Origin of the sequence: Pseudomonas laurylsulfativorans, from assembly GCF_002906155.1 — a bacterium.
GTDB lineage: Bacteria > Pseudomonadota > Gammaproteobacteria > Pseudomonadales > Pseudomonadaceae > Aquipseudomonas > Aquipseudomonas laurylsulfativorans.
In genome coordinates, this window is sequence record NZ_MUJK01000002.1 from 795,856 (window position 1) to 820,648 (window position 24,793).

Sequence of the window (24,793 nt, forward strand, 5' to 3'; positions counted from 1 at the left end):
GTTTCAGCTTTCTTCCTTGCCCAGCCAGCGATACAGCACGCCGCCGACCACTGCACCGAGTAGTGGTGCGACCCAGAACATCCACAGTTGTTGAATCGCCCAGCCGCCGACGATCAGCGCCGGGCCGGTGCTGCGCGCCGGGTTGACCGAGGTGTTGGTGACCGGGATCGAGATCAGGTGGATGAGCGTCAGCCCCAGGCCGATGGCAATCGGTGCCAGTCCGGCCGGCGCACGTTTATCGGTGGCGCCGAGGATGATGAGGATGAACATCGCGGTCATCACCAGTTCAGTGACAAACCCTGCCGCCATCGAATAACCACCGGGTGAGTGTTCGCCATAGCCGTTGGATGCCAGGCCGCCGGCCAGTTCGAAACCGGGTTTGCCGCTGGCAATGAAGTACAACAGGGCCGCTGCGATCACGCCGCCAATGACCTGGGCAACGATGTAGGCCGGCAATTCACTGGCCGGAAACCGCCCACCCACCACCAGGCCAAGGGACACCGCAGGGTTGAGATGACAGCCGGAAATATGGCCGATGGCGAAAGCCATGGTCAGCACAGTCAGACCAAACGCGAATGACACCCCGAGAAGACCGATCCCCACATCCGGAAAAGCCGCTGCCAATACCGCACTGCCGCAACCACCCAACACCAGCCAGAACGTACCTACCAACTCTGTAGCCGAACGTTTTAACAGAGACATAGAGAGTGCCCTTTCGAGATTATGCTGCCTTGTGCATCCAGCCGATGGACTGCAGAACCACCTCCAGAACGTTGAAGTGAGTACAGCACGGTTTTTTCAGAATTCCAGCAGGCATGAAAAACCGCCAGGACCCGTTGTTGACGGGGGCTGGCGGTTTTCTGTGATCGATCGGCTTCATTGCGTCCCCTGTAGGAGCGAGCTTGCTCGCGATGGTCGTCAACGATAATGCTGAGCACCTGACACCACGCGGTGTCCCTTCATCCATCGCGAGCGGGCTCGCTCCTACAGGTTATGTGGTCATCCCCGGGATCAATCGATCCCGACAAACCCACCGGTCTGGTGTTGCCACAACCGCGCATACAGACCGCCATGGGCGAGCAGTTCGGCGTGGGTTCCGGTTTCGGCGATCTTGCCGTTTTCCAGCACCACCAGCCGGTCCATCCGGGCGATGGTCGAGAGCCGGTGAGCGATGGCGATCACGGTTTTGCCCTGCATCAGGGTTTCGAGACTTTCCTGGATCGCCGCTTCGACTTCCGAATCCAGTGCCGAGGTGGCCTCGTCCATGATCAGGATCGGTGCGTCCTTGAGCAGTACACGGGCGATGGCGATGCGCTGGCGTTGACCGCCGGAGAGTTTCACCCCGCGCTCACCGACGTGGGCATCAAAACCGGTGCGACCTTCAGCGTCCGACAGTGAAGGAATGAAACCGTCAGCCCGGGCCTTGTGCACCGCTTCCCAGAGTTCGGCGTCGGTGGCGTCGGGCTTGCCGTACAGCAGGTTGTCGCGGATCGAACGGTGCAGCAGCGAGGTGTCCTGGGTGATCATGCCGATGCGTTCGCGCAGGCTTTCCTGGCTGACGTCGGCGATGTTCTGGCCGTCGATCAGGATGCGTCCGCCTTCGACGTCGTACAGGCGCAGCAGCAGGTTCACCAGGGTCGATTTGCCGGCACCGGACGGGCCGATCAGGCCGATTTTCTCGCCAGCCTTGATGGTCAGGTTGAGGTCGCCGATGATCCCGCTCTGCTTGCCGTAGTGGAAATCCACCTGTTCGAAGCGCACTTCGCCACGGGCCACCGCCAGGGGTTTAGCCTGGTCGCGGTCGGTGACGCTGACCGGTTGCGAGATGGTCTGCAGGCCGTCCTGCACCATGCCGATGTTTTCGAAGATGCCGGTCACCACCCACATGATCCAGCCGGACATGTTGACGATGCGGATCACCAGGCCGGTGGCCAGGGCAATCGCCCCCACGCTGATCAGCGACTGTGTCCACAACCACAGGGCCAGGCCGGTGGTGCAGACGATCAGCAGGCCGTTCATGCTGGTGATGACCACGTCCATGCTGGTGACCACACGGCCGGCCAGTTGGGCTTTTTCGGTCTGTTCCTTGATCGCTTCGCGGGCGTACTGCTGCTCGAAATGGGTATGGGCGAACAGCTTCAGGGTGGTGATGTTGGTGTAGCCGTCGACAATCCGCCCCATGAGTTTGGAGCGCGCATCGGACGCCACCACCGAGCGATCCTTGACCCGTGGCACGAAATAGCAGAGGGCGCCGATGAAGGAGAAGATCCATGTCAGCAGCGGGATCATCAGGCGCCAGTCGGCTTCGGCGAACAGCACCAGCGAACTGATGGCATAGATCAGCACATGCCACAACGCATCCACGGCTTGCACGGCGGAATCGCGCAGTGAGTTACCGGTTTGCATGATGCGTTGGGCGATGCGCCCGGCGAAGTCGTTCTGGAAGAAATTCAGGCTTTGCTTGAGCACGTAGCTATGGTTCTGCCAGCGGATCATGCTGGTCATGCTGGGGCTCAGGGTCTGGTGCACCAGCAGGTCATGCAAGCCCACGAATATCGGGCGCAACACGAGCGCAACCACCACCATCCAGGTCAGTTCAAGGGCGTGCTCCTTGAACAGATTGACGTTCGGTGTGCCCTGGGCCAAATCGATGATGCGGCTCAGGTAGCTGAACAACGCCACTTCGATCAAGGCACCAATAAGGCCGACGATCAGCAGGGCGGCAAAGCTCGGCCAGACCTGCTTGAGGTAATAGGTATAAAAAGGGAAAACCCGGTCCGGCGGAGACGCCGTCGGTGCTTCACGGAAAACATCGATCAGTTTTTCAAAACGGCGATAAAGCATGTTGTTTTCGCCCGCGAACGGGCTCTCCTTTAAACGGTTTGAGCGTTGCCGGCAAAGCCGGCAACGGCTCGGACATCCTTGTCCAGCTTAGTCTCAGTCGATGCGCTTGGCCGACTTGATGAAGACCGGATCGGCTGGCACGTCTTTCATGCCGCCACGCATGGTGGTTGGCGAATTGACGATGATGTCGACCACGTCCATGCCTTTGACCACTTTGCCGAACACCGCGTAGCCGTCGCCCTGGTCAAGGAAGTCGTTGTCCTTGACGTTGATGAAGAACTGGCTGGTGGCCGAGTCAGGCACCGAGGTACGGGCCATGGACAAGGTGCCACGCACGTTGACCAGGCCGTTCTTGTGCTCGTTCTTGATCGGTGCCTGGGTGTCTTTTTGCTGCATGGCCTGAGTGAAACCACCACCCTGGACCATGAACCCCGGGATCACCCGGTGGAAAATCGTGTTGTTGTAGAAGCCACTGTCTACGTACTCAAGAAAGTTCTTGGTACTGATCGGGGCCTTGACCGGGTCCAGCTCGATTTCGATCTGGCCGTTGGTGGTGTCCAGCAGCACATGCGGGGCTTTTTCCGGCGTCGCGGCCATCAGGTTGGCGGCAAACAGGACAGAGCCTGCGGCGAGGGCGATTTTTTTCAGCATGGGTCAGTGATCCTGAGTGGTGGTGTCGACTGCGGTCAGAAACTTTAGCAGTGTTTGGTTGAAGTGGTCCGGCTGGTCCAGCGGCGTGGCGTGGCGTGAATCGGCGATCACCACCAGCCGCGCGTCGGGCAGCAGTTTTACGTAGTTTTCCTTCAGCTCCACCGGTGTGTAGTCACGGTCGGCGCTGACGATGAGGGTTGGACAGGTAACCTTCGAAAGTCGTTCCTGGACCCCCCAGCCCACAATGGCATTGAAGCTGGCGAGATAAGCATGTTTGTCGTTTTTTGCCCAGCGTTCGGCCATTTTTTGTCGCAAGTCGGCCTGCTCGGGCTTCGGAAACAACTTGCCGCCCAAGGCTTTGCCGATGGTGCGCAGGCTGAGTGCGTGCATCAGGCTCCAGCGTTTGAACCACTGCCAGTAATCGTCGCGGCTGCGCAGTTTGACCTCGGGCGCGCTGTTGACGATGCACAGGCTCTTGAGCAGTTGCGGCTGATCCACGCCCAGTTGAAAGCCGATCATGCCGCCCATGGACAGGCCGACATAATGTGCCGGGCCGAGATTGAGGTGCTCGATCAGCGCAATCAGGTCGGCGCTGAAACCAGCGATGCTGTAGCGCTCCCGGGGTTTGTCCGACCGGCCGTGACCGCGGACATCCGGGACAATCACCCGGTAGCGGGTGGCCAGGGCCGGGATCTGTTTTTCCCAGTCCAGTGTGCTGGAACCGAGGCCGTGGACCAGCAGCAGCGGCGTGCCGTGGCCATATTCCTCATAGTGCAGGTTGCAACCTTCGTGTTCGAAATAGGCCATGCATACACTCCGTGTCAGGCTTGTGCGGGGGCGGCGAACGGTGCGTCCAGTGGTGCGGTGTCGAACGTACGCAGCAGTTCGATGAGAATCTGCGTGGCGGGCCCGAGCGGTTTGTCCTTGTTCGAATACAGGTAAAAGCTCGGGTTGCGGCTACCGCCCTGATCCAACGGTAGCAGCTTGAGCGTCCCTTCCTTGAGTTCCCGTTCGATCATGTGCCGCGGCAGCCACGCAAACCCCAGACCGCTGCTGACGAAGGTGGCGGCGGTGGCCAGGCTGCCGACGGTCCAGCGCTGTTCGGCACCAAGCCAGCCGACGTCCCGTGGTTGCTGGCGCCCCGAGTCGCGGATCACCACTTGCATTTGGCTTTCCAGGTCCTGGAAGCTCAGTTCGCGGTTGAGGCGGTGCAGGGGATGTTCCGGGTGGGCGACTGCGACGAATTCGACGTCGCTCAATTCCGCGCCCAGATAACCGGGAATACTGAACCCAGTAATGGCCAGGTCGGCGACGCCTTCGAGCAAGACTTCCTCCACGCCCGACAGCACTTCCTCACGCAGACGCACCCGGCAGCCGCGGCTTTGCGGCATGAACGCGGTCAAGGCGCGCACGAGGCGGGCGCTTGGGTAAGCGGCGTCGACCACCAGGCGCACTTCGGCTTCCCAGCCCTGCTCCATGTGATGGGCCAGGTCCTCGAGTTGACTGGCCTGTTTGACCAATTGCCGGGAGCGGCGCAACAGCACGCCGCCGGCTTCGGTCAGCACGGCCTTGCGTCCGTCGATGCGCAGCAACGGTACGCCGAGCTGATCCTGCATGCGTGCCACGGTGTAGCTGACCGACGATTGCGAGCGATGCAGCGCCTCGGCGGCCTGGGCGAAACCGCCATGATCGACTACGGCTTGCAGCGTTCGCCATTGATCAAGGGTCACGCGGGGCGCTTTCATGTTGAGCTCCTCTTGTCCTAAGCTGGCAGCCCTTACTGGAGGCTGCTGAATGAAAAAATTCTGTTGTGTGCTGCTGGCGCTGCTACCGCTGACGGCGTTTGCTTATCCGATTGATGTGCAAAAGAACCTCAACGGAATGAAGATCGACTACGAAACCTTCGACACCGATAGCGATATCGGCTCCATCCGGGTGGCCAACTACGGCGATGTCGATGCGAGCTGCAAGGCGGTTTTCAGTAATGGCCCGGAAGCACCCCGCACTCGCAAGATCGATGTGCCGGCCGGAAAACACAAAAACGCCACGGCCAAATTCAGCCGCAACATCATCAAACTGCGCATCGAGCTGACCTGCACCCCGAAATAACTTCAAACTCCTGTGGGAGCGGGCCCTGTGGCGAGGGGGCTTGCCCCCGTTTGAGTGCGCAGCACTCACAAGATCTTCGGTGCACCAGAGATTTTGGGGCTGCTTCGCAGCCCAACGGGGGCAAGCCCCCTCGCCACAAGCCCGCTCCCACAGGGTATGTTGAGCTTATAAACGAATTTATTGATGGGTTATAGCAGTTATTTGCGCTTTTTCATCGATATGACTCTGTTTAACCTTCACTCCATCGACCTACAGCATTCTCAGATGGAGGCTACATCCCATGTCCCGCGTTCTGATCATCGAAAGCAGTGCCCGTCAGCAAGACTCGGTTTCCCGTCAACTGACCCAGACTTTCATCAGCCAGTGGAAAGCCGCTCACCCGAATGACCAGATCACCGTCCGGGACCTGGCCGTCAAGCCGGTTCCGCACCTGGACATCAACCTGCTGGGTGGCTGGATGAAACCCGCCGAGCAGCGCAGCGACATCGAACAGGCGTCGCTGGAACGCTCCAACCAGTTGACCGACGAATTGCTCGCCGCCGATGTACTGGTCATGGCCGCGCCCATGTACAACTTTGCAATCCCCAGCACCCTGAAAGCCTGGCTCGACCATGTGCTGCGTGCCGGCGTCACTTTCAAGTACACCGAAACCGGCCCGCAAGGCCTGCTCAGCGGCAAGCGTGCTTATGTGCTGACGGCTCGCGGCGGCATCTATGCTGGCAGCACCGCCGATCACCAGGAACCGTACCTGCGTCAGGTCATGGGCTTCATCGGTATCCACGACGTGACGTTCATCCACGCCGAAGGCATGAACCTGGGGGGGGATTTCCAGGAGAAAGGCCTGAACCAGGCGAACGCCAAGCTTTCGCAAGTGGCCTGACCCGTTAATCGCCAGATAATCACTGGATGGTCTAGTGACCTGGCGCACCCCTTCAAGCCTGTACGCGCATCGAACCTCCCTTCGCACTTGTTGCTCCTGAGTGCTCTGGCCCGATTGAACGCTTTAGCGAGATCGGGCTTTTTTTTGCTCAGGATTTAATGCCCCCACAACCCCCTGTAAGAGCTAGCTTGCTAGCGATGGCGGTGGATCAGTCGGCATCATTGTTGCCTGACATTCAGCTATCGCTAGCAAGCTAGCTCCTACAGGAGGTTGGGTGTTTTCCGATAGCTTTCAGGGATCGCGATTCAAGGCAAAACCCGCTATCGTCGCCGCCATTCGAAATGAGGCGAGCATGGGCTATCTACTTTTTGTCACGCTGATCCAGGCGTTTTCCTTCAGTTTGATCGGCGAATACCTGGCCGGTCATGTCGACAGTTACTTCGCAGTGCTGGTACGCGTGCTGCTGGCAGGGCTGGTGTTCATTCCACTGACTCGCTGGCGCTCGGTGGAGCCGGCGTTCATGCGCGGCATGCTGCTGATCGGCGCATTGCAGTTCGGTGTGACCTACGTCTGCCTGTACCTGAGCTTTCGCGTACTGACGGTGCCGGAAGTGCTGCTGTTCACCATCCTCACGCCGCTGCACGTGACCCTGATTGAAGATGCACTGAATCGTCGCTTCAATCCCTGGGCCCTGGTGGCGGCGCTGGTGGCCGTGGCGGGAGCGGCGGTGATTCGCTTTGACCGGATCAACCCGGACTTCTTCATGGGCTTCCTGTTGCTGCAACTGGCCAATTTCACCTACGCCGCCGGGCAGGTGCTCTACAAACACCTGGTCGCCCGCCACCCGAGCGACCTGCCGCATTACCGGCGTTTCGGCTACTTCTACCTCGGCGCACTGGCGGTGGCGTTGCCAGCGTTTCTGTTGTTCGGCAAACAGAACTTCCTTCCGGAAGCGCCGCTGCAATGGGGCGTGCTGCTGTTCCTCGGCCTGGTCTCCACGGCTTTGGGGCTTTACTGGTGGAACAAAGGTGCGTGCCTGGTCAACGGCGGGACATTGGCGGTGATGAACAACCTGCATGTGCCGGTGGGGTTGCTGATCAATCTGCTGATCTGGAATCAGCATGAAGAGCTGGGGCGATTGTTGCTCGGCGGTTCGGTGATTTTGCTGGCGGTGTGGATCAGTCGGTTGGGTGTGCGCCAATCGGTGGTGGCACGCTGACCCCTGTGGGAGCGGGCTTGCTCCCACATTTGTTCTTGGGGTGTCACATGATGTGTTTTTCGGGCTCGGGAATGTAACTTGCACCGAGCACCGCAGGCAGTAACCCCGCACGCAAATCCGTACCGCTCGGCTGCTGATACAGGTTCAAGCCAAACTCCGGCAGCACCGCCAGCAGGTAGTCGAAAATATCCCCCTGGATCCGCTCGTAATCGGCCCACGCCGTGGTGCGGGTAAAACAGTAGATCTCCAGCGGAATACCCTGGGCCGTGGTCTGCATCTGTCGAACCATGCAGGTCATGTTCGGCTGGATCCCCGGGTGACTCTTCAGGTAGGCCAGCGCATAGGCACGCAAAGTGCCGATGTTGGTCATGCGGCGGCGGTTTGCCGACATGGCCGCGACGTTGCCCTGGGCTTCGTTCCAGGCCTTGAGTTCGGCCTGTTTGCGGGTCATGTAGTCGGTGAGTAAGTGCACCTGGGACAGCTTCTGTTCTTCATCGTCACGCAGAAAGCGTACGCCGCTGGCGTCGATGAACAGGCTGCGTTTGATCCGGCGACCACCGGAAGCCTGCATGCCGCGCCAGTTCTTGAACGACTCGGACATCAGGCGCCAGGTCGGGATCGAGACGATGGTCTTGTCGAAATTCTGCACCTTGACCGTGTGCAAGGTGATGTCCACCACATCGCCATCGGCGCCCACCTGGGGCATCTCGATCCAGTCGCCGACCCGCAGCATGTCATTGCTGGTCAACTGCACGCTGGCGACAAACGACAGCAGCGTGTCCTTGTAGACCAACAGGATCACCGCCGACATGGCACCCAGCCCCGACAGCAGCAACAGCGGCGAGCGGTCGATCAGGGTGGCGACGATGATGATTGCGCCAAACACGTACAACACCATTTTCGCCAGTTGCACATAGCCTTTGATTGAGCGGGTGCGGGCGTGCTCTGTGCGGGCGTAGATGTCCAGGAGGGCGTTGAGCAAGGCGCTGACCGCCAGCAGCAGAAACAGGAAGGTGAAAGACAGCGCGACGTTGCCGAGAAAATTCAGGCTGGTTTTGCTCAGGTCCGGCACCAGATTGAGACCGAACTGGATCACTAGCGACGGCGTGATCTGTGCCAGGCGATGGAACACTTTGTTCTGCAGGAAATCATTGATCCAATGCAAGGCCGGCTGGCGACCTAGCATTTTGGTCGCGTGCAATATGAGGTAACGCGCCACCCGTCCGAGGAACAGCGCAATCGCCAACAGCAACAACAGCGACAGGCTGGAGTGCACGAGCGGGTGCTGATCGAGGGCACCCCAAAGGTCCAGGACGTTGGTCCAGAGCTGTTTGATATCCATGGTCAAAAACGATTCTTCTGTAGGGCGCGAGAGGGGATTAGAGCATTTAAGACGCTTTGTATTACGTTTGGAGAAAATTCACGCAACAAAAAACCAACTGTTTACCGCCATTTGTATAAAGAAACTCGGCCTGAGCGCTCGAAACCGTTACCCTATGCAGCTGTTTTTTTGCATTTCTTCGAGGTAGCACCCGTGTTTTCCCAATTCGCCCTGCACGAACGCCTGCTCAAAGCCGTGGCCGAGCTGAAATTTGTCGAGCCAACGCCTGTGCAAGCCGCGGCCATCCCGCTGGCGCTCCAGGGGCGTGACCTGCGGGTGACGGCGCAAACCGGTAGCGGCAAAACCGCTGCATTCGTTTTGCCCATCCTTAACCGTCTGATCGGCCCGGCGAAAATCCGCGTCAGTATCAAGACCCTGATCCTGCTGCCGACCCGCGAACTGGCCCAGCAGACCATCAAGGAAGTCGAGCGCTTCGCGCAGTTCACGTTCATCAAGTCCGGCCTGATCACTGGCGGTGAAGACTTCAAGGTCCAGGCTGCCATGCTGCGCAAGGTGCCGGACATCCTGATCGGGACGCCGGGCCGGATGATCGAGCAGTTGAACGCCGGCAACCTCGACCTCAAGGAAGTCGAAGTCCTGGTGCTCGACGAAGCCGACCGCATGCTCGACATGGGCTTTGCCGAAGACGTGCAGCGTCTGGTGGACGAGTGCACCAACCGTCAGCAGACCATGCTGTTCTCCGCCACCACCGGCGGTTCCGGTCTGCGCGAAATGATCGCCAAAGTCCTGAACAACCCTGAGCACTTGCAGCTCAACGCGGTCAGCCAGCTGAACGACACTACCCGTCAGCAAATCATCACCGCTGACCACAACCAGCACAAAGAGCAGATCGTCAACTGGTTGCTGGCCAACGAGACCTACCAGAAGGCCATCGTCTTCACCAATACCCGGGCCATGGCCGACCGTATCTACGGCCGCCTGGTGGCGCAGGAATACAAGGCGTTCGTGCTGCACGGCGAGAAAGACCAGAAGGATCGCAAACTGGCGATCGACCGTCTGAAACAGGGCGGCGTGAAAATCCTCGTGGCCACTGACGTCGCCGCTCGCGGCCTGGATGTCGACGGCCTGGACCTGGTGATCAACTTCGACATGCCGCGCAGCGGCGACGAATACGTGCACCGCATCGGTCGCACCGGCCGCGCCGGCAACGATGGCCTGGCCATCTCGCTGATCTGCCACGGCGACTGGAACCTGATGTCGAGCATCGAGCGCTACCTCAAGCAGAGCTTCGAGCGCCGTACCATCAAGGAAGTCAAAGGTACGTACAGCGGACCGAAAAAGGTCAAGGCCTCGGGTAAAGCCGTCGGTGTGAAAAAGAAGAAGACCGACGCCAAGGGCGACAAGAAGAAAACTGCCGCCAAGACCCCGACCAAGCGCAAGAGCGCCAACCGGCCCAAGAGCGACTCGCTGGTGAGCAAGGATGGCATGGCTCCGCTCAAGCGCCGCAAGCCGGAAGCGCCAGCGGCTGAGTAAGTCGTTGTAGAAGGCCCACGAAAAACCCGGACAGTGTCCGGGTTTTTTATGCCCGGCGTTTTATCAGCTTTCTGTTTTTTTCTCGGCCGACTCCAGTTCCTTCAAGCGCTGATCGATCAACTGGCACTTGTCCGGCAGGTCTTTGGCGGCAGTGCCCAGATCCATCTTCTGCAACTCGTCGTTGATCTCCTTGGCCTTGGTCGGGTTCTGGTCGGTGAGTCTGGCCACTTGCCCGGCCAGTTGTTCGCGTTTGGCGGTGGCTTCCTCGGGGGTGCAGGCCCAGGCGGGCAGGGCGCAAGCGAGGGCGATAACGAGGGGCAGCTTGCTCAGGATTTTCATAAGCGTCCTCTGTTCCGGTAATGGCAGATATCCGGTTGAGGGGACAACGGCAAGAAAAGTTCAGCCGAGGTGGCGGATGAGTCCGGTATAGGATGCCCAACAAAAAGACCGGGCAATGTCCGGTTTTTTGCACTCGACAAAACGATGAAAGAGTCTCAAGCCTCGATCACTTGACGGCAATGAATCCTCTTTCCATGGAAATATGCTTGTTTCCATATTTATGAAAAATCGGCATTACACGTGCAGAGGCGCTGCAGACTTTCTGTAGCAGATCGATGGGATGCTGGCCTATGGAGGCCATTTCCCACTCAGCGCCCTTCAAGAAAGGCACACCATAATGGAAGCTTTCAATTGTTGAGAAGCCGATCTCGTGTAATGTTTTTTCGATGAGTTCTTTGGAGTGAAATACGTGTTTTGACCAGTTTTCAGGGCACCAGCTTTTCCAAAGCTGCGCGCCAACAGCTTCCATGTTTGGCATCGAAAAAAGCAACTTGCCGTTATTTCTCAAGGCGCAAAATGATTTCTCAAGCATAGGCCTTGGATCAATGAAATGTTCCAGGACACCCCAGTGAACGACGGTGTCGTACTGCTGATCAGGTATCCAGCTGCATATGTCGGCGTTGAGGAAGTGGCCTGAGCATTGATTGATATCAAAGAGCTCCTTGACTACTTTCAGGCCTTCATCCGAGAAGTCGAGCGCGGTGACGTCTGCCTCCATCCATTTTTTCATGGACAAGAGGCGTTTGTTTTCACCGCCACCTCCCAGTTCGAGAATATGAGAGCCCTTGAGCGAACCAAGCCTTTTATGAATCAACTTGGCGAAGAGGCCATTTTTCCCGTAGTAGAAATCTGAACTACTCAACGTAGACAGTGAGGGCTGGGCAGGGGACCACACACCGTCCCAGTAGCTTTTGTCAGTCACTTTATTGTGGTCTTGTCGTCCTGACACGATGCTCTCCAATTGTTTTTTAGTGTTGTAGCCGTCAGACGGTCTTGAGCGTAGCTTAAAAAAAAGACAGTTCTGCGGTCATTTCGTCGGCTGACTTTCCGTATGTGTTGGGTTTCGTCGCGAGCAGGCTCGTCCCACAGGGGACCATGGCGAGTACAAGTCCAATGTGGGAGCGAGCCTGCTCGCGAACGCCGCGACTCGATGTCCGGTGATTAACTGCCATGGCAGCAACTGGAGCTCGCTTCTTCTGCATACCGGTCGTGATGCCGCACCCACTCCATGATTTCGTCTTCGTTGCGGCCCTTGGGCGTCAGGTCGAGGTAGTTGTAGGCGCCGACCAGCATGTCCAGGCCCCGGGCATAGGTGGAGTAGGTGTGGAATATTTCGCCAGCTTCATTGCGATAAAACACGCTGAGACCAGGGAGTTCTTCCTCGGAGCCGTCGGTTTTTTCGTAGTTGTACGTAGCCTTTCCGGCTGCGACGTCTTCGGCTCGGGCACAGACGCCAAAGTCGTAGTTGAAATCGCATCCTGCTGACGACACCCAGTCGAACTTCCAGCCCATGCGCCGTTTGAAGGCCTGGAATTCGGCGAACGGTGCGTGGGAAACCGCTACCACGGCCACGTCATGGTGGGTCAGGTGCTGGTTGGCGCCGTCGATGTGATCGCTGAGGTACGAGCAACCGGGGCAGCCCTCGTCCCAGCCCTCGGCGAACATGAAGTGGTAGATGACCAACTGGCTGCGCCCCCCAAACAGGTCCGCCAGTTTCAGTTCGCCGTTGGGCCCCTGGAAGTGGTAGTCCTTGTCGACTTTCACCCACGGCAGGGCGCGGCGTTCGGCGCTGAGCTTGTCCCTTTCCTTGGTGAAGGCTTTCTCGCGGGCCAAGTGCTGTTTGCGGGCGGCGAGCCATTCTTCCCGCGATACGACGGGATGGTTCTGAATGTTCATGTTGTTTTCTCCTGCGTGGGCGGGGAGGTGACTTACACAGCCTAGTCGTTTGGCTTGCGTGAATTTCGACATGCCGCCGGTCGGTTGTCAGCAAAGGCCGGGCTGAACGGCTGTCGGGTGTGCCGGTCACAACCTGTAAGGCCCGTTCAATTGCACGGGCATCAATCGAACGGGCACCGGAGGTTGAATCAGGATGACGACTTACAACTGGGATTTGATTGAGCGCTTGCTGCATGAAGTGCAAAACAGTGCGGGCCACAGTTTCACGCCGCGGCCTTATGCCGAACAGCATGCCGCGCAGAAGGCCGCGGAAGGCGAGCCGATTGAAAACCTTGATCACCTGAAAACGCTGGCTGGCGAGTACGAAAAGTTACTGCTGCAGCGTGGCTATATCGAGCCGAGACCGGAGGATGAAGGTGGCACGGGCGGCAATTACATTTTGACGGCGCGGGGTTCGCGTTTGTTGAGCCTGATCGACAGCAGTATTCCTGGCAATGAGCACCCGCGGCAGGTGCTGGACGAGCAGGAGGATGCGCTGGATGAGATGACGTTCGATGAGGTCGCGTCGAAGGCGCAGATTGCCTGACACTCTGTAGTGCCCTGTGGGAGCGAGCCTGCTCGCGAAGAGGCCATTGAAATCAACATGAGTGTTGATAGTTAAACCGCCGTCGCGATCAGGCTCGCACACATTGGTTTTGCGTTTGTCCTCAGCCTTGTTTCGCTGTTTTCAGGCACTTCAGGTCACTGAAGTCCTTGCGCACTCCCTCTATTTTCTTCAGCAATCGTGCGCGCTGGTTCGGCGTGCTATCAGCCATCAGATCCACGAACAGTGAACGCGCCTGGGCTTCGGTGTCGGCGAAGGCTTGACGGTAGGCGGGCGTCCACAAGCTTTCGCGATTGACCAGAAGTGTCTCGATCCGTTGTGGGAATTGTGGACTCTGGCGTTGCGCAACGGCTGCGCTGAACTGCTTCTGCCAATGGGCACGGTTGGCAATCCACTGGGTGTTCTGATCGCCCAAGGCGCTGGACCATGTGGTTACCCGTTGTCGTTGGTTGGTGCTCAATGGTCCGAGCCAGTCGTTCAGGCGCTTTTCCATGCGTTCGCCACGTTCCTTGATCTGCTGGTCGAGCGAGGGCTTGAGGTATACCTCCTGGCGTTTGCGCTGGTCCTTGGCAAAGGCTTCATTCATCTCGGCGACTTGTTTGTCATCCAGCCCTTGCAGCAATTCGATGGCCGAAGGGGTGATTTCCCGCGCGGTCTCGGCGATCGCCTGTTCGGCTTCGTGGGTGCGGGACTGCAAGGCGGCGTCGCTGACCTGGTTAGTGGCAATCATGGTTTGCAGGCGGTCCAGCCAGTCGAGATAGCCGGGCAATTGAGTGGTGCAGTGCCAGCTCAGATGTTCCTTCAGGCGTTCGTCCAGCCAGCTTTTCTGCTCGCCGTTCATGTCCAGGTAGTCGCTGAGCGTCCACGGGATGATCACGTCGAGGTTGCGATAAGCCAGGCCCACGCGGCTGCACGCTCCGAGGGCGAGGGTAATGGTCAAGACAACGGCGATATGTTTGAACCAGCGGGACATGGGCGAATCCTTGCGAAAGCCAGTCTTCGGGGGCTGATTCTCATCTGAACCCAGGATGAGCCCGGCAGTTCAGCCGATCAATAGAACGCGTGTTCGGCCTTGAGCGTCACCAGTCCGTCGCACTGGCTGTTGTGCCCGGCATAGGCCGAGCAACCGCTGCCGCTCAGGCTGGAGTCACTGTAGATCAGGTCGAGGTCGATGCCCATGAAGGGGCGGGACAATTTCAGCGACCAATCGGTAAAACTGCCTACATACCCGCCATCCACCGCCACCGGTGTGTTGAATTGATGGCTGGTGTATTTCAGGCTGATGCCGACACCGAACGGTTGATTGCCGCTCAAATCGGCGAACAGGGTGTTGTTCTGTTTGTCCGGGTCATTGCTGAAGGCGATGCCGAAACGGCTGCCGAGCAAGGTCAGGCCGCCGAACAGTTCTTGGCTGTCGGGGGTCGTGACTTCGGGGTAGCTGTAGCGGATCAGGCCCACTTCGTAGCCGAGGGTCTGGTCGAAAGGCTGTTTAAAGCCCATGTAGGAGTCGATCTCGAGGTCTTTCCCCGGGCTGATGCCCATGCTGGGCGACCATTGGCCCACATAGAAACCACTGTCGTGGCTCAGGTCCAGTCCACCGTGGAACGAGCCGACGACGGAGGGTTTGACCAGACCTTGGGCCATGCTGCGGGTGGGGGTGGTACCGAGCTTGAGGTCGAAAGCCCCCATCTCGCGCTGGAAGATTTGTGCATGCGCTACAGAGCAGGCCAACAGGCTGCCGAGCAATGCCGATAAACAGGAAAGTTTGAACATGCGTCACTCCATGAACAGCGAGGGCAGGCTGGCAGGCCCGCTGGAACGCTTGATCCAGACGCGTGCAAGGATACCGGCGAATGATCGGCAGCGAAGGCCGTTCGTCGATTTCCACGGGATATGAAGGAGTGCCGGAGGGAGAAGCGAGGGTTCCAGTCCAAGCGCTTCGAAGCTCAAAGCGCTTTGGGACCAGGTGACGCGAGGGGGGTTACTTTTTGCCCAGGGTGATCTGCTTGGACGGGCCGAACGTCTGGCCGCTGACGCCTTTGGCAATTTGCTGGATTTCACCGCCGGATTTGAGGAACGCTGCGATCTGGCTGTTGATCGATTCGCTGGTTTCGACGGCTGGAGCTGGCTTTGCTTTGCTGGTGGATGCTTTTACGCGCATGGCGGCCATTAACCTGTAGAAAATTAACTTGGCCAGGCATCGTACAGGAATTACTTGATAATTGCTTGGCAAATATCCCCTAGGCATATTCGCGAGGTCGGAGTAATTAGGCATTGGCAAATATTCGAAATAGGCGTCTAAGCTGCTGTTTTAAATAAGAACATTGCCTGGAAAAATGCCGCGTTACGCTTGCCTGCGCATGGCGTAAATGCCCGGGTCGGTCTGACGAGCGGCCAGGCGAGCGTTGAAAACCCCGGAAAATTAAGGCCTTCAGAGGATTTTCACGCGCCACCGGGCCGGGTACCAAACGCGGCGCTTAAAACCGGGTAGAATGCCGCCCACGCAATGAGGGTATTGGACATGGCTTTAGTCGGGCGTTACAACAGTTTGCAAGTGGTTAAACACACTAACTTCGGTTTATATCTGGACGGTGGCGCGGATGGCGAAATCCTTCTGCCTAATCGTTATATTCCAAAAGATATTCCTAGCGAAGATGAAGACTGGCTCAACGTTTTTATTTATCTGGACAGCGATGACAAACTCCTCGCAACTACCGAAAAACCGAAAGTTCAAGTCGGTGAATTTGCCAGTTTGAAAGTTGTTGAAGTCAACAGCATCGGCGTATTCCTGGACTGGGGTTTGCCGAAAGACCTGTTGCTGCCGTTCTCCGAAGAGAAGCGTCAGATGACGGCGGGCGAGTATGTGGTGGTGCACGTCTACCTCGACAAACACACCCGCCGCATCACCGCGACCGCGCGCCTGGATCGCTATCTGGACAAGACTCCGGCCAACTACACCGCGGGCCAGGAAGTGGATTTGCTGGTGGCCGAAGCCACGGACATGGGCTTCAAGGCCATCATCAACAACAAGCATTGGGGCCTGATCCACAAGAACGAAATCTTCAAGTTCATGCGTGCCGGTAAAGAGGAAAAGGGCTTCATCAAGGAAGTTCGCGCCGACGGCAAGATCAGCCTGAGCCTGCAACCGGTCGGTCAGGAAGCGGCCACGAGCCTGAACTCGAAGATTCTCGCCAAGTTGCGGGAAAACAACGGCAGCCTGGCGGTGAGCGACAAGAGCGATCCGGCGTTGATCAGCAGCCTGTTTGGTGTCAGCAAGGGTAACTTCAAGAAGGCTATCGGTGCGCTGTACAAGAATGGCCAGATTGTCATTCATGCCGATCGCATCGAACTCAGTTGATGCGCTGACAAGACAGAGGGCCAGGATGGCGCAAGCAGAGAAGTAGAGGTCTCTGGCAGGCGGCATTTTCTGGCCTTCTGGTTAATAATCGACAACAGGATTTTTCGCCCCGGCGTTTTCTATTCAACGAGAAGGCCGGGGCTTTGCTTTTACTGCCGAGTCTTTTGCCATGGATTGTGTCTTCGAGGTGTTCCGGTGAGCGCCACCCGGCGCAGCGCCGACGGGTTTGCCCTGCAAGTGATGATCGGGTTGTGCCTGGTCTGGGGCGTTCAGCAGGTGATGATCAAGTGGGCGGCGGCTGATATCGCGCCAGTGATGCAGGCGGCCGGACGTTCCGGCATGTCGGCGTTGCTGGTTGGGCTGCTGATCTGCTGGAAGGGCGGCTGGAACCAGGTGAGTGCGACGTGGCGAGGCGGTCTGCTGGCCGGTGCCTTGTTCGGCCTGGAGTTCTTCTTCATTTCCGAAGGCCTGCAACTGACCACGGCGGCGCACATGTCGGTGTTCCTCTACACCGCGCCGATCTTCACCGCATTGGGTGTGCACTGGTTGTTGCCCAGTGAGCGTTTGCGACCCTTGCAATGGCTGGGGATTGTCCTGGCTTTTATCGGGATTACCATCGCGTTTGCCGGTGGGGTGTCCTGGGACAACCTCGATTACCGCATGTTGATGGGCGATGCCCTGGGTGTGCTGGCGGGCGCGGCCTGGGGCGCGACCACGGTGGTGGTGCGCGCCTCGCGCCTGTCGGAAGCGCCGGTGACGCTGACGCTGTTCTATCAGTTGATTGTCGGTTTCTTCGGTTTGTTGTTGATCGCGCTGCTCAGCGGCCAGATCACTCATGTCAGCCTGACCACCGTGGCGGTGACCAGTGTGCTGTTTCAGGGGGTGGTCGTGTCGTTCTTCAGTTACCTGGTCTGGTTCTGGCTGCTGCGCCGTTACCTGGCGGCCAATCTCGCGGTGTTTTCGTTCATGACGCCGTTGTTTGGCGTCACGTTCGGTGTAGTGCTGCTCGGCGAGGAACTGAGCATGAACTTCGTCATCGGCGCGGTGCTGGTGTTGGCGGGCATCACTTTTGTCAGCGCCGAGCAGTGGTTGCGCCGTCGTTTGCGCAAAGCCCTGGGGCAGCACTGACCGGTGCGAGCAACAGGCCGCCGGCAATCAGCAAGCCGCAGCCGGCGACCACCAGTGCCGGCTGCAGACCGCCACTGAAATGACTGCTCAACGCCGCCAGCAATGGCCCGCTGAGCTGGCCCACGGCGAAGCAGGCCGTCAGCAGGCCGGCATTGCGCTGGGTGGCGTGGGGCGCCAGTTCCCGGGAACGCTGCATCACCAGTTGCATGCAGGCCAGGAACGGCGTGCCGCACAGGACCACACCCAACGCCAGGCCTGGCCCGTTGCCCAGCAGGCAGGCGAATACGCCAGCGGCTTGCAGCCATAAGGTCGCCATCAGCCAGTGACGCGTAGCGCCGGTTTTTTGCCGACGCAGACTCACCAGCACCACACCGGTGGCAGCCGCAAGACCGAAGCACGGCCAGAACAGATCAGCCTGCCATTGGCCATGGAATTGCGCGTTGGCCATTTGCGACAGAAAGGTCGCCGGGATGATGTAGCCCAAACCGTACAAGGCATAAATCCAGCCCAGGCGACCGATGCCTTGGGTGTCTGACGTGCCGGCGCTGGGCGCAGCGGTCGCGGTTGCGCCCGGTTGTGGCAGGAACGGCAGAATTGCCAACAGCATCGCCAGCGCTACGGCGGCGTATACCAGCCACAAGGTAGCGGAAGTCTGGCCCAGCAGATTCGAGCCAAGGGCCAACAAGCCGGTCAGAAAAATCCCCAAACCCGGTCCGGCGAAGACCAGGGCGCCAACCCGGGGACGCCCGGCCACTGCCGCGAGCGGTTGGCTCAGGGCGGTGATCATCACCAGCACCCAGGCGCTGGCCACCCCGGTGCCGAAGCGCAACAGCAGGTGCGACCAGAAACCATTGGCCCAGAACGACGCCAGGGTCAGCAGCACGCAGAGCCACAGCCCGCCCAGCAAGCGCCCGCGCACTTGCGCGGGACGCCGGGAAAACATGGCGTCCACCGCGCCGATGAAATACCCGAGGTAGTTGGCGGCGGCAATCAGTCCGGCGGCGGTCAGGTCGATCTGGCCTTCACTGAGCAGGTGCGGCAGTTGCGGCGTCAGGGCAAAACGGCCGATGCCCATGGCCATCATGAGGGCAACGAAACTGGCGGATAAACGAATCAGGGGAGACATGGTCTGGATTCCGTCTGGAGGATCAATGACTGTCAGGCTAGGACTGATTGACTTTCTTTAAAAATGAATAATAGTGAGTAACTTGTTCTTTTTTGGAGAAGGTTGTGGAATTCAGCCAATTGCGCATCTTCCAGGCGGTGGCGGAAGAAGGGTCCATAACCCGTGCTGCCGAACGGTTGCATCGAGTACCGTCGAACCTGTCGACTCGGCTCAAACAGCTGGAAGAGCAACTGGGTGTCGAACTTTTCCTGCGCGAGCGTCAGCGCTTGCAGCTATCACCTGCGGGAAAAGTCTTGCTGGACTACACCGCCAGGTTGTTTGCCTTGCACGACGAAGCCAGCGCCGCGGTGCAGGGCGGGCAACCGGCGGGTGACTTCGTGCTTGGCACCATGTACAGCACGGCGGCGATTCACCTTCCGGGGCTATTGGCGCGCTATCACCGCTTGTATCCGGCCGTGAACCTGCAAGTGCAATCCGCTCCCAGCGGTGAATTGCTCGAGGGCTTGCTGACCGGTCGACTCGATGCAGCGCTGGTGGATGGTCCTCTGGAATTGGCCGGGCTCGACGGCGTGCCCTTATGCGAAGAGCGTCTGGTGCTGATCAGTGAGGCTGATCATCCGCCAGTGCGCAGCGCGCTGGATGTGCAAGGGCGCGCGGTGTTCACCTTTCGCCAGGGCTGTTCCTACCGCATGCGCCTGGAGGCCTGGTTCGCCCATGACCACGCGGCCATGGGACGGGCGATGGAGATCGAGTCCTATCCGGGGATGCTCGCCTGTGTGATTGCCGGTTCCGGTGTGGCGTTGATGTCGGAGTCGATGCTCGCCAGTCTGCCAGGCCGTGAAAGCGTGGCGGTGCATCCATTGGCCGAACCGTTTGCCAGCGCTACCACCTGGCTGATGTGGCGCAAGGGCATGGTCGGGGCCAACCTGAATGCCTGGATCGAGCAGCAACAGGCAGTTTTTCCGCAGGCAGAGGTGCAGAAGCAGGAGATTGCCTGAACAAAGGCTGATTGTGATGGATTCAGTAACAGATCGTTGCCACTTTGCGCGAGCATTGCGTAGGACTTCGGACTATTATCAGTGCGAAGGGGCTACAGAATTTTGGCCGCTCGGCATTACCCTGAAGGGGGCACCATGAAAGAGAAAGTCCAAAACTGGCTGCATGACCTGGGCGTGGCTCTCGGTTTGATCGAACCGCCTCTGCAACCCGTGCCTATTCGTACTGACGACGAACAGCGTCGACGCCAGCAGCGTCGCCGGTAATGCCTCCGAATAGTTATTGTTGGTGAGAGGGGCTTGTTGTGGCGAGGGGGCTTGCCCCCGTTCGGCTGCGAAGCAGTCGTAAAGTCAGTCAATGCGGTCTTTCTGATGTATCCCAATTGAATGTTCTGGGGCTGCTGCGCAGCCCAGCGGGGGCAAGCCCCCTCGCCACAGAACAGCGCGCTCGCCACTCACCGCCTCAATACCGCCCAATCTCCAGCAAAAACTGGCTCAAATCATTCGCCGTCCTCGCGGATTTCAGCATCCGGTCTTCCTCGGCGGTAAACGCCGTTACACCCAGCTCATCTTCCAGATGGAAGATCAGTTCTTCGATATCTTCTTTATCCAATCCCAACTGCGCCAGGCTGGCGTTATCGTCGAAGCCATCCTGCCCTTCCAGCAGGCGGCTGATAAAGCGATGCACGACAGCACGAACGTCGTCTTTTTTTTTCATGAGCGTTCTTCCAGGAGATCGGCGTTGTTCTCCCTGCCGGTGTCGTTCCTGCCGTTGAGTACAGCAGGCTTTAGCCGTGTGAGCGCTGCCATTCGTCAATCATGCTACGTAAATGCTTCCCGGAAAAACTGCCGAAATGTCCGCCATGCACCGTACGGATCGGCAGCGTATGCAAGCGTTGCAGGCTGCGGGCGTAGTCATCGAGGTTGGAATGGTAGGCGTCTTCGATCAGCGGGCCGTCGTAGATGATGTCGCCGCTGAACAGCGTCTCGGTGGCGGCTTCGTAGAGGCAGATGCCACCTGGCGAATGTCCCGGTGTGTGCACGACCTGCAATACCCGATTGCCCAGGTCCAGCACATCGCCGTCTTCGACAAACCCCGTGGCCGGTGCGGCCTTGACCCGGTATTCGGCGTAGCACAGCGGGCAATCGGGGTGCGCTTCGAACATGTCGTCGCCGACAAAAGCTTTGCTCAGATCGTTGTCGCCATCCGGTGCAGCGAGAATGTCCGCCTCGGCCGGATGCACCAGGCGTTCAGCGAATTCGTGATGACCGGCGATGTGATCGAAATGGCAGTGGCTGGCCACGGCTACCAGCGGCCGCTCGGTGATCCACGGCAGTTGCTCGCGCAGACTGACCAGGCCCGAGCCGCTGTCCAGCAGCAGGTCTTTGTCACGGCCCTGGATGTGCCAGAGATTGCAGCGGTAGAAAGGACGGATGTACGGCTCGTGGATCAAGCGGATGCCGTCACTGAGCGATTTCACCTCGAACCACTGGTTGCGAGAAACAATCTTCATGAAACGTTTTCTCCAGGCGAAAAAAAACGGGTGTGGCAACCGACGCCACACCCGTCGAAGAAAGCATCAAGTCGTTATGTCAAAGCTTAGGCAGCGCTGGCCACAGTCGTTGGACGAGGGGACAGCAGGCTGACCAGTACGAAGCTCACCAGGCCCACACCGAGGCTGTAGTAGATCGGGGTGTTGGCGTCCAGGCCGTCCTTGAACATGAACAGCAGCGCGGTGGCGAAGCCCATGCCCATGCTGGCGATGGCGCCGGCGGTGGTGGCGCGTTTCCAGAAGATGGCGCCCATCAGCGGGATCAGCATGCCGCCCACCAACAGGTTGTAAGCCAGGGTCAGGGCGCTGATCACGTCGTTGACCACCAGCGCGATGCCGAGTACCACGATGCCGGTCAGCATGGTTACCAGGCGGTTGAGGCGCAGGCTCGACTGTTTACCGCCACGCAGTTTCGGCAACAGGTCTTCGGTCAGGGTGGTGGCAGCGGCCAACAGGCCGGCGCTGGCGGTGGACATCATGGCGGCCAGTGCGGCAGCGATCACCAGGCCACGGATACCGTCCGGCAGGGACAGTTTGACGATGGCGGCGAAGGCGTTGTTGACGTTGTCCAGGTCCGGGATCAGTACGTGTGCAGCCATGCCGATCAGGGCGCAGGCCAGACCGTAGAGGATGCAGTAGATACCGGCAGCGGTACCGGCAACTTGAGCTACTTTGGCGGTCTTGACGGTGAACACCCGTTGCCAGATGTCCTGACCGATCAGGATGCCGAAGAAGTAGATCATGAAGTAGGTGATGATGGTGTCCCAGCCGATGGTCGTGAAGCTGAAGTTCGACGCCGGCAGTTTCATCACCAACTCATCCCAGCCGCCAACGCGGTACAGGCAGATCGGCAACAGGATGAACATCAGGCCAACGGTCTTGATGACGAACTGGACGATGTCGGTCAGGGTCAGCGACCACATGCCGCCAATGGCCGAGTAGATCACCACGACGCCGCCACCGAGCAGTACCGAGATCCAGAATGGCAGCCCGAACAGCACTTGCAGAACGGTGCCGATTGCCAGGATCGAGGTCACGCCGATCATCAGCGCGTAGGCCAGCATGATCACCGCGCTCGCGGAACGGGCCATCGGGTTGTAGCGTTTTTCCAGCACCTGGGTAACGGTGTAGATCTTCAGTTTCAGCAGCGGTTTGGCGAGGAACAGGTTCAACGCGACGATACCGCAACCCAGTGCGGCACATAGCCAGAAACCGGAGATACCATGCACGTAGCCCAGACGCACGGTGCCCACAGTGGACGCGCCGCCCAGAACGGTGGCAGCCATGGTGCCCATGTACAGGCTTGGGCCCAGGTTACGACCGGCGACCAAAAAGTCTTCGTTGGTCTTGGCCTTGCGCATGCCGTAGTAGCCGAGTAGCAGCATCGCGGCGGCGTAGATGAGTACAACGAATAAATCCAAAGCCATTATGGCGTGTCTCCGATTGTCTTTTTTATGTGGAACTAAGTTGCGTTATGGCCTTGGGGTGGTTTTTGTGGCGAGGGAGCTTGCTCCCGCTGGGCTGCGAAGCAGCCCCAAACCCCGCAAAGGCGTTTCTTCAGGAGAAACCCATTAGCCTGTTTTGCGACTGCTTCGCAGTCGAGCGGGAGCAAGCTCCCTCGCCACGGAGGTCACCTCATGGCCCTGTATTCAATAAATCAGGCGACTTGTTGCATCGCCGGTTTAGCGAGCGAATCCGTGCTCTTGCTGCGAGGGTCATTCGGGCCGAACACTTCGCGCGGTTCCGGGAACAGGCTCAGCAACGCCAGGTACACCAGCGAGGCCAGGCCCAGGGTCACCGGCAGGCTGATGTCGATGCCACCGGCCATTTCACCCAGTGGACCGACAAACTGCCCCGGCAGGTTCACGAAGCACAGGCCGACGGCCGCACTCGGGATCCAGGCACCCAGGCCACGCCAGTTCCAGCCGTGGGTGAACCAGTAGCGGCCACCTTTCTCGCCGCGGGTGAACACTTGCAGGTCATCCGGGCAGTAGAAGCCGCGACGCACCAGCAGGCCGATGATCATGATCACCATCCATGGGGTGGTGCAGGTGATGATCAGCACGGCGAAGGTCGACACGCTCTGCACCAGGTTGGCCGCGAAGCGCCCGATGAAGATGAAGGCAATCGACATCACACCGATCAGCAGCGTGGCCTTGACCCGCGACAGCACCCGCGGGAACACGCTGGACATGTCCAGGCCGGTGCCGTAGAGCGAGGTGGTGCCGGTGGACATGCCGCCGATCACGGCGATCAGGCACACCGGCAGGAAGAACCAGCTCGGCGATACCGCCAGCAGGCCGCCGACATAGTTGTTGGCTGCGATGTAGTCCGGCGCCTTGATCGCTACGATGGTTGCGGTGGTCAGGCCGAACAGGAACGGGATGAACGTCGCGATCTGCGAAATCACCACTGCCGCCATGATGCGACGCTTAGACGTGTCACGCGGAATGTAGCGCGACCAGTCGCCGAGAAACGCACCGAAGGAAATCGGGTTGCTCATGGCCACCAGTGCAGCACCGATAAAGGCCGCCCAGAAACCGGGTTGGCCCATGTTGACGCTACCGGCGTAGTTCGCATCGAAAGGACCGGCGAAGGCGAAGATACCCAGCAGGAACAACAGGCTGGCACTCCACACCGCGATCTTGTTGACCCACAGCAGGAAGCGGAAGCCATAGATGCACACGGTCAGTACCAGGATCGCGAACAGACCGTAGGCCAGGCCCAGTGTCAGGTCGGTTTCCGGCAGGCCGATCAGGCGTTTGGCGCCGCCGATCAGCGCATCACCCGAACTCCACACCGAGAGCGAGAAGAAGGCGATGGCGGTCAACAGCGACAGGAACGAACCGACGATCCGCCCGTGCACGCCGAAGTGCGCACCGGAAGACACGGCGTTGTTGGTGCCGTTGATCGGGCCGAACAGGCCCATTGGCGCGAGAATCAGCGAACCCAGCAATACACCCAGCACAATCGCCCAGACGCCCGCCTGGAAAGACAGGCCGAACAGAACCGGGAAACTGCCGAGGACCGCGGTTGCAAAGGTGTTGGAACCACCGAAGATCATCCGGAACAAGTCCGTCGGGCCGGCGGTGCGTTCGTTGTCCGGGATCTGTTCGACCCCGTGGGTTTCAATTTGCGTAAGGCTTTGGTCGTTGTTGTTGTTATTCATGATCAGCTCCGATCATAAAGGCGCGCTCATCGTGCGTGAGCGTCACC

The 24,793-nt window shown here is 59.1% G+C and carries 26 protein-coding genes; 9 read left to right on the forward strand and 17 right to left on the reverse strand.

Going from position 1 to position 24,793, the window contains the following annotated elements; all coding sequences use genetic code 11:
- Positions 1 to 3 precede the first annotated feature (3 nt).
- The 5 genes from aqpZ to B0D71_RS10095 form a co-directional block, all read right to left on the reverse strand.
- Complete coding sequence (aqpZ, locus tag B0D71_RS10075) at positions 4 to 702, reverse strand: aquaporin Z (protein WP_103394627.1); 699 nt, start codon at positions 700 to 702, stop codon at positions 4 to 6.
- Between the two features lie 309 nt (positions 703 to 1,011).
- Positions 1,012 to 2,844 carry an ABC transporter ATP-binding protein gene (locus B0D71_RS10080; RefSeq protein WP_103394628.1) on the reverse strand — a complete coding sequence of 611 codons (1,833 nt, stop codon included), beginning with the start codon at positions 2,842 to 2,844 and terminating at the stop codon, positions 1,012 to 1,014.
- A gap of 93 nt (positions 2,845 to 2,937) precedes the next feature.
- Positions 2,938 to 3,495, reverse strand: coding sequence for a peptidylprolyl isomerase (locus B0D71_RS10085; RefSeq protein ID WP_103394629.1), 558 nt, complete (start codon positions 3,493 to 3,495; stop codon positions 2,938 to 2,940).
- 3 nt (positions 3,496 to 3,498) lie between these two features.
- Entirely contained in the window at positions 3,499 to 4,302 is an 804-nt protein-coding gene (locus tag B0D71_RS10090) for an alpha/beta fold hydrolase (RefSeq protein WP_103394630.1), read from the reverse strand.
- A gap of 14 nt (positions 4,303 to 4,316) precedes the next feature.
- On the reverse strand, positions 4,317 to 5,240 hold the full coding sequence (locus B0D71_RS10095; RefSeq protein ID WP_103394631.1) for a PA3225 family LysR-type transcriptional regulator: 924 nt from the start codon (positions 5,238 to 5,240) through the stop codon (positions 4,317 to 4,319).
- Positions 5,241 to 5,289: 49 nt separating this feature from the next.
- Here B0D71_RS10095 and B0D71_RS10100 point away from each other — a divergent pair, with 49 nt between their 5' ends.
- The 3 genes from B0D71_RS10100 (at position 5,290) to B0D71_RS10110 (ending at position 7,703) form a co-directional block, all read left to right on the forward strand.
- The gene (locus B0D71_RS10100) at positions 5,290 to 5,604 is read left to right on the forward strand and encodes a 3-phosphoglycerate kinase (protein WP_103394632.1); all 315 of its coding nucleotides are present in this window, start codon (positions 5,290 to 5,292) and stop codon (positions 5,602 to 5,604) included.
- A gap of 280 nt (positions 5,605 to 5,884) precedes the next feature.
- Complete coding sequence (locus tag B0D71_RS10105; protein WP_046043697.1) at positions 5,885 to 6,484, forward strand: FMN-dependent NADH-azoreductase; 600 nt, start codon at positions 5,885 to 5,887, stop codon at positions 6,482 to 6,484.
- Between the two features lie 352 nt (positions 6,485 to 6,836).
- Complete coding sequence (locus B0D71_RS10110; protein ID WP_103394633.1) at positions 6,837 to 7,703, forward strand: carboxylate/amino acid/amine transporter; 867 nt, start codon at positions 6,837 to 6,839, stop codon at positions 7,701 to 7,703.
- Positions 7,704 to 7,746: 43 nt separating this feature from the next.
- Here B0D71_RS10110 and B0D71_RS10115 read toward each other — a convergent pair whose 3' ends face one another.
- The gene (locus B0D71_RS10115) at positions 7,747 to 9,045 is read right to left on the reverse strand and encodes a mechanosensitive ion channel family protein (protein ID WP_103394634.1); all 1,299 of its coding nucleotides are present in this window, start codon (positions 9,043 to 9,045) and stop codon (positions 7,747 to 7,749) included.
- Positions 9,046 to 9,237: 192 nt separating this feature from the next.
- Between B0D71_RS10115 and B0D71_RS10120 the strand changes: the two genes are divergently transcribed.
- Entirely contained in the window at positions 9,238 to 10,578 is a 1,341-nt protein-coding gene (locus B0D71_RS10120) for a DEAD/DEAH box helicase (protein ID WP_103394635.1), read from the forward strand.
- 63 nt (positions 10,579 to 10,641) lie between these two features.
- Here B0D71_RS10120 and B0D71_RS10125 read toward each other — a convergent pair whose 3' ends face one another.
- The 3 genes from B0D71_RS10125 to B0D71_RS10135 all read right to left on the reverse strand — a co-directional run bounded on the left by B0D71_RS10125 (position 10,642) and on the right by B0D71_RS10135 (position 12,813).
- Positions 10,642 to 10,917, reverse strand: coding sequence for a hypothetical protein (locus tag B0D71_RS10125; protein WP_103394636.1), 276 nt, complete (start codon positions 10,915 to 10,917; stop codon positions 10,642 to 10,644).
- A gap of 166 nt (positions 10,918 to 11,083) precedes the next feature.
- The gene (locus tag B0D71_RS10130; protein ID WP_165798705.1) at positions 11,084 to 11,866 is read right to left on the reverse strand and encodes a class I SAM-dependent methyltransferase; all 783 of its coding nucleotides are present in this window, start codon (positions 11,864 to 11,866) and stop codon (positions 11,084 to 11,086) included.
- Between the two features lie 212 nt (positions 11,867 to 12,078).
- Positions 12,079 to 12,813 (reverse strand): DUF899 domain-containing protein, encoded by a 735-nt coding sequence (locus tag B0D71_RS10135; RefSeq protein ID WP_103394638.1) that lies wholly within the window; start codon positions 12,811 to 12,813, stop codon positions 12,079 to 12,081.
- 193 nt (positions 12,814 to 13,006) lie between these two features.
- Here B0D71_RS10135 and B0D71_RS10140 point away from each other — a divergent pair, with 193 nt between their 5' ends.
- Positions 13,007 to 13,399 carry a transcriptional regulator gene (locus B0D71_RS10140; RefSeq protein WP_103394639.1) on the forward strand — a complete coding sequence of 131 codons (393 nt, stop codon included), beginning with the start codon at positions 13,007 to 13,009 and terminating at the stop codon, positions 13,397 to 13,399.
- A 121-nt stretch (positions 13,400 to 13,520) separates the two neighbouring features.
- On the opposite strand, the gene B0D71_RS10145 is transcribed toward B0D71_RS10140, so the two are convergent.
- The 3 genes from B0D71_RS10145 to B0D71_RS10155 all read right to left on the reverse strand — a co-directional run bounded on the left by B0D71_RS10145 (position 13,521) and on the right by B0D71_RS10155 (position 15,587).
- Entirely contained in the window at positions 13,521 to 14,390 is an 870-nt protein-coding gene (locus B0D71_RS10145; protein ID WP_103394640.1) for a DUF6279 family lipoprotein, read from the reverse strand.
- A 77-nt stretch (positions 14,391 to 14,467) separates the two neighbouring features.
- Positions 14,468 to 15,190, reverse strand: a complete 723-nt coding sequence (locus B0D71_RS10150) for a TorF family putative porin (RefSeq protein ID WP_103394641.1) — start codon at positions 15,188 to 15,190, stop codon at positions 14,468 to 14,470.
- 208 nt (positions 15,191 to 15,398) lie between these two features.
- Positions 15,399 to 15,587, reverse strand: a complete 189-nt coding sequence (locus B0D71_RS10155) for a hypothetical protein (protein ID WP_015096330.1) — start codon at positions 15,585 to 15,587, stop codon at positions 15,399 to 15,401.
- 351 nt (positions 15,588 to 15,938) lie between these two features.
- Here B0D71_RS10155 and B0D71_RS10160 point away from each other — a divergent pair, with 351 nt between their 5' ends.
- Both B0D71_RS10160 and B0D71_RS10165 read left to right on the forward strand, forming a co-directional pair.
- The gene (locus B0D71_RS10160) at positions 15,939 to 16,775 is read left to right on the forward strand and encodes a CvfB family protein (RefSeq protein ID WP_103394642.1); all 837 of its coding nucleotides are present in this window, start codon (positions 15,939 to 15,941) and stop codon (positions 16,773 to 16,775) included.
- 195 nt (positions 16,776 to 16,970) lie between these two features.
- The gene (locus tag B0D71_RS10165; RefSeq protein WP_103394643.1) at positions 16,971 to 17,903 is read left to right on the forward strand and encodes a DMT family transporter; all 933 of its coding nucleotides are present in this window, start codon (positions 16,971 to 16,973) and stop codon (positions 17,901 to 17,903) included.
- On the opposite strand, the gene B0D71_RS10170 is transcribed toward B0D71_RS10165, so the two are convergent.
- Positions 17,848 to 19,029: an MFS transporter gene (locus B0D71_RS10170; RefSeq protein ID WP_103394644.1), complete on the reverse strand. Its 1,182-nt coding sequence runs from the start codon at positions 19,027 to 19,029 to the stop codon at positions 17,848 to 17,850. The two genes, B0D71_RS10165 and B0D71_RS10170, sit on opposite strands and share 56 nt — an antisense overlap.
- Before the next feature lie 104 nt (positions 19,030 to 19,133).
- On the opposite strand from B0D71_RS10170, the gene ptrR reads away from it, so the two are divergent.
- On the forward strand, positions 19,134 to 20,027 hold the full coding sequence (gene ptrR, locus B0D71_RS10175) for a putrescine utilization regulator PtrR (protein WP_103394645.1): 894 nt from the start codon (positions 19,134 to 19,136) through the stop codon (positions 20,025 to 20,027).
- Between the two features lie 135 nt (positions 20,028 to 20,162).
- Positions 20,163 to 20,291 (forward strand): PA1414 family protein, encoded by a 129-nt coding sequence (locus B0D71_RS32075; protein ID WP_276310344.1) that lies wholly within the window; start codon positions 20,163 to 20,165, stop codon positions 20,289 to 20,291.
- Between the two features lie 196 nt (positions 20,292 to 20,487).
- On the opposite strand, the gene B0D71_RS10180 is transcribed toward B0D71_RS32075, so the two are convergent.
- The 4 genes from B0D71_RS10180 to B0D71_RS10195 form a co-directional block, all read right to left on the reverse strand.
- Positions 20,488 to 20,742, reverse strand: coding sequence for a phosphopantetheine-containing protein (locus B0D71_RS10180; protein WP_103394646.1), 255 nt, complete (start codon positions 20,740 to 20,742; stop codon positions 20,488 to 20,490).
- 70 nt (positions 20,743 to 20,812) lie between these two features.
- Positions 20,813 to 21,538 carry an MBL fold metallo-hydrolase gene (locus tag B0D71_RS10185; RefSeq protein WP_103394647.1) on the reverse strand — a complete coding sequence of 242 codons (726 nt, stop codon included), beginning with the start codon at positions 21,536 to 21,538 and terminating at the stop codon, positions 20,813 to 20,815.
- An 86-nt stretch (positions 21,539 to 21,624) separates the two neighbouring features.
- Positions 21,625 to 23,004 carry a sodium:solute symporter family protein gene (locus B0D71_RS10190; RefSeq protein ID WP_103394648.1) on the reverse strand — a complete coding sequence of 460 codons (1,380 nt, stop codon included), beginning with the start codon at positions 23,002 to 23,004 and terminating at the stop codon, positions 21,625 to 21,627.
- A 230-nt stretch (positions 23,005 to 23,234) separates the two neighbouring features.
- Positions 23,235 to 24,746 carry a purine-cytosine permease family protein gene (locus B0D71_RS10195; protein ID WP_103394649.1) on the reverse strand — a complete coding sequence of 504 codons (1,512 nt, stop codon included), beginning with the start codon at positions 24,744 to 24,746 and terminating at the stop codon, positions 23,235 to 23,237.
- Positions 24,747 to 24,793 lie beyond the last annotated feature (47 nt).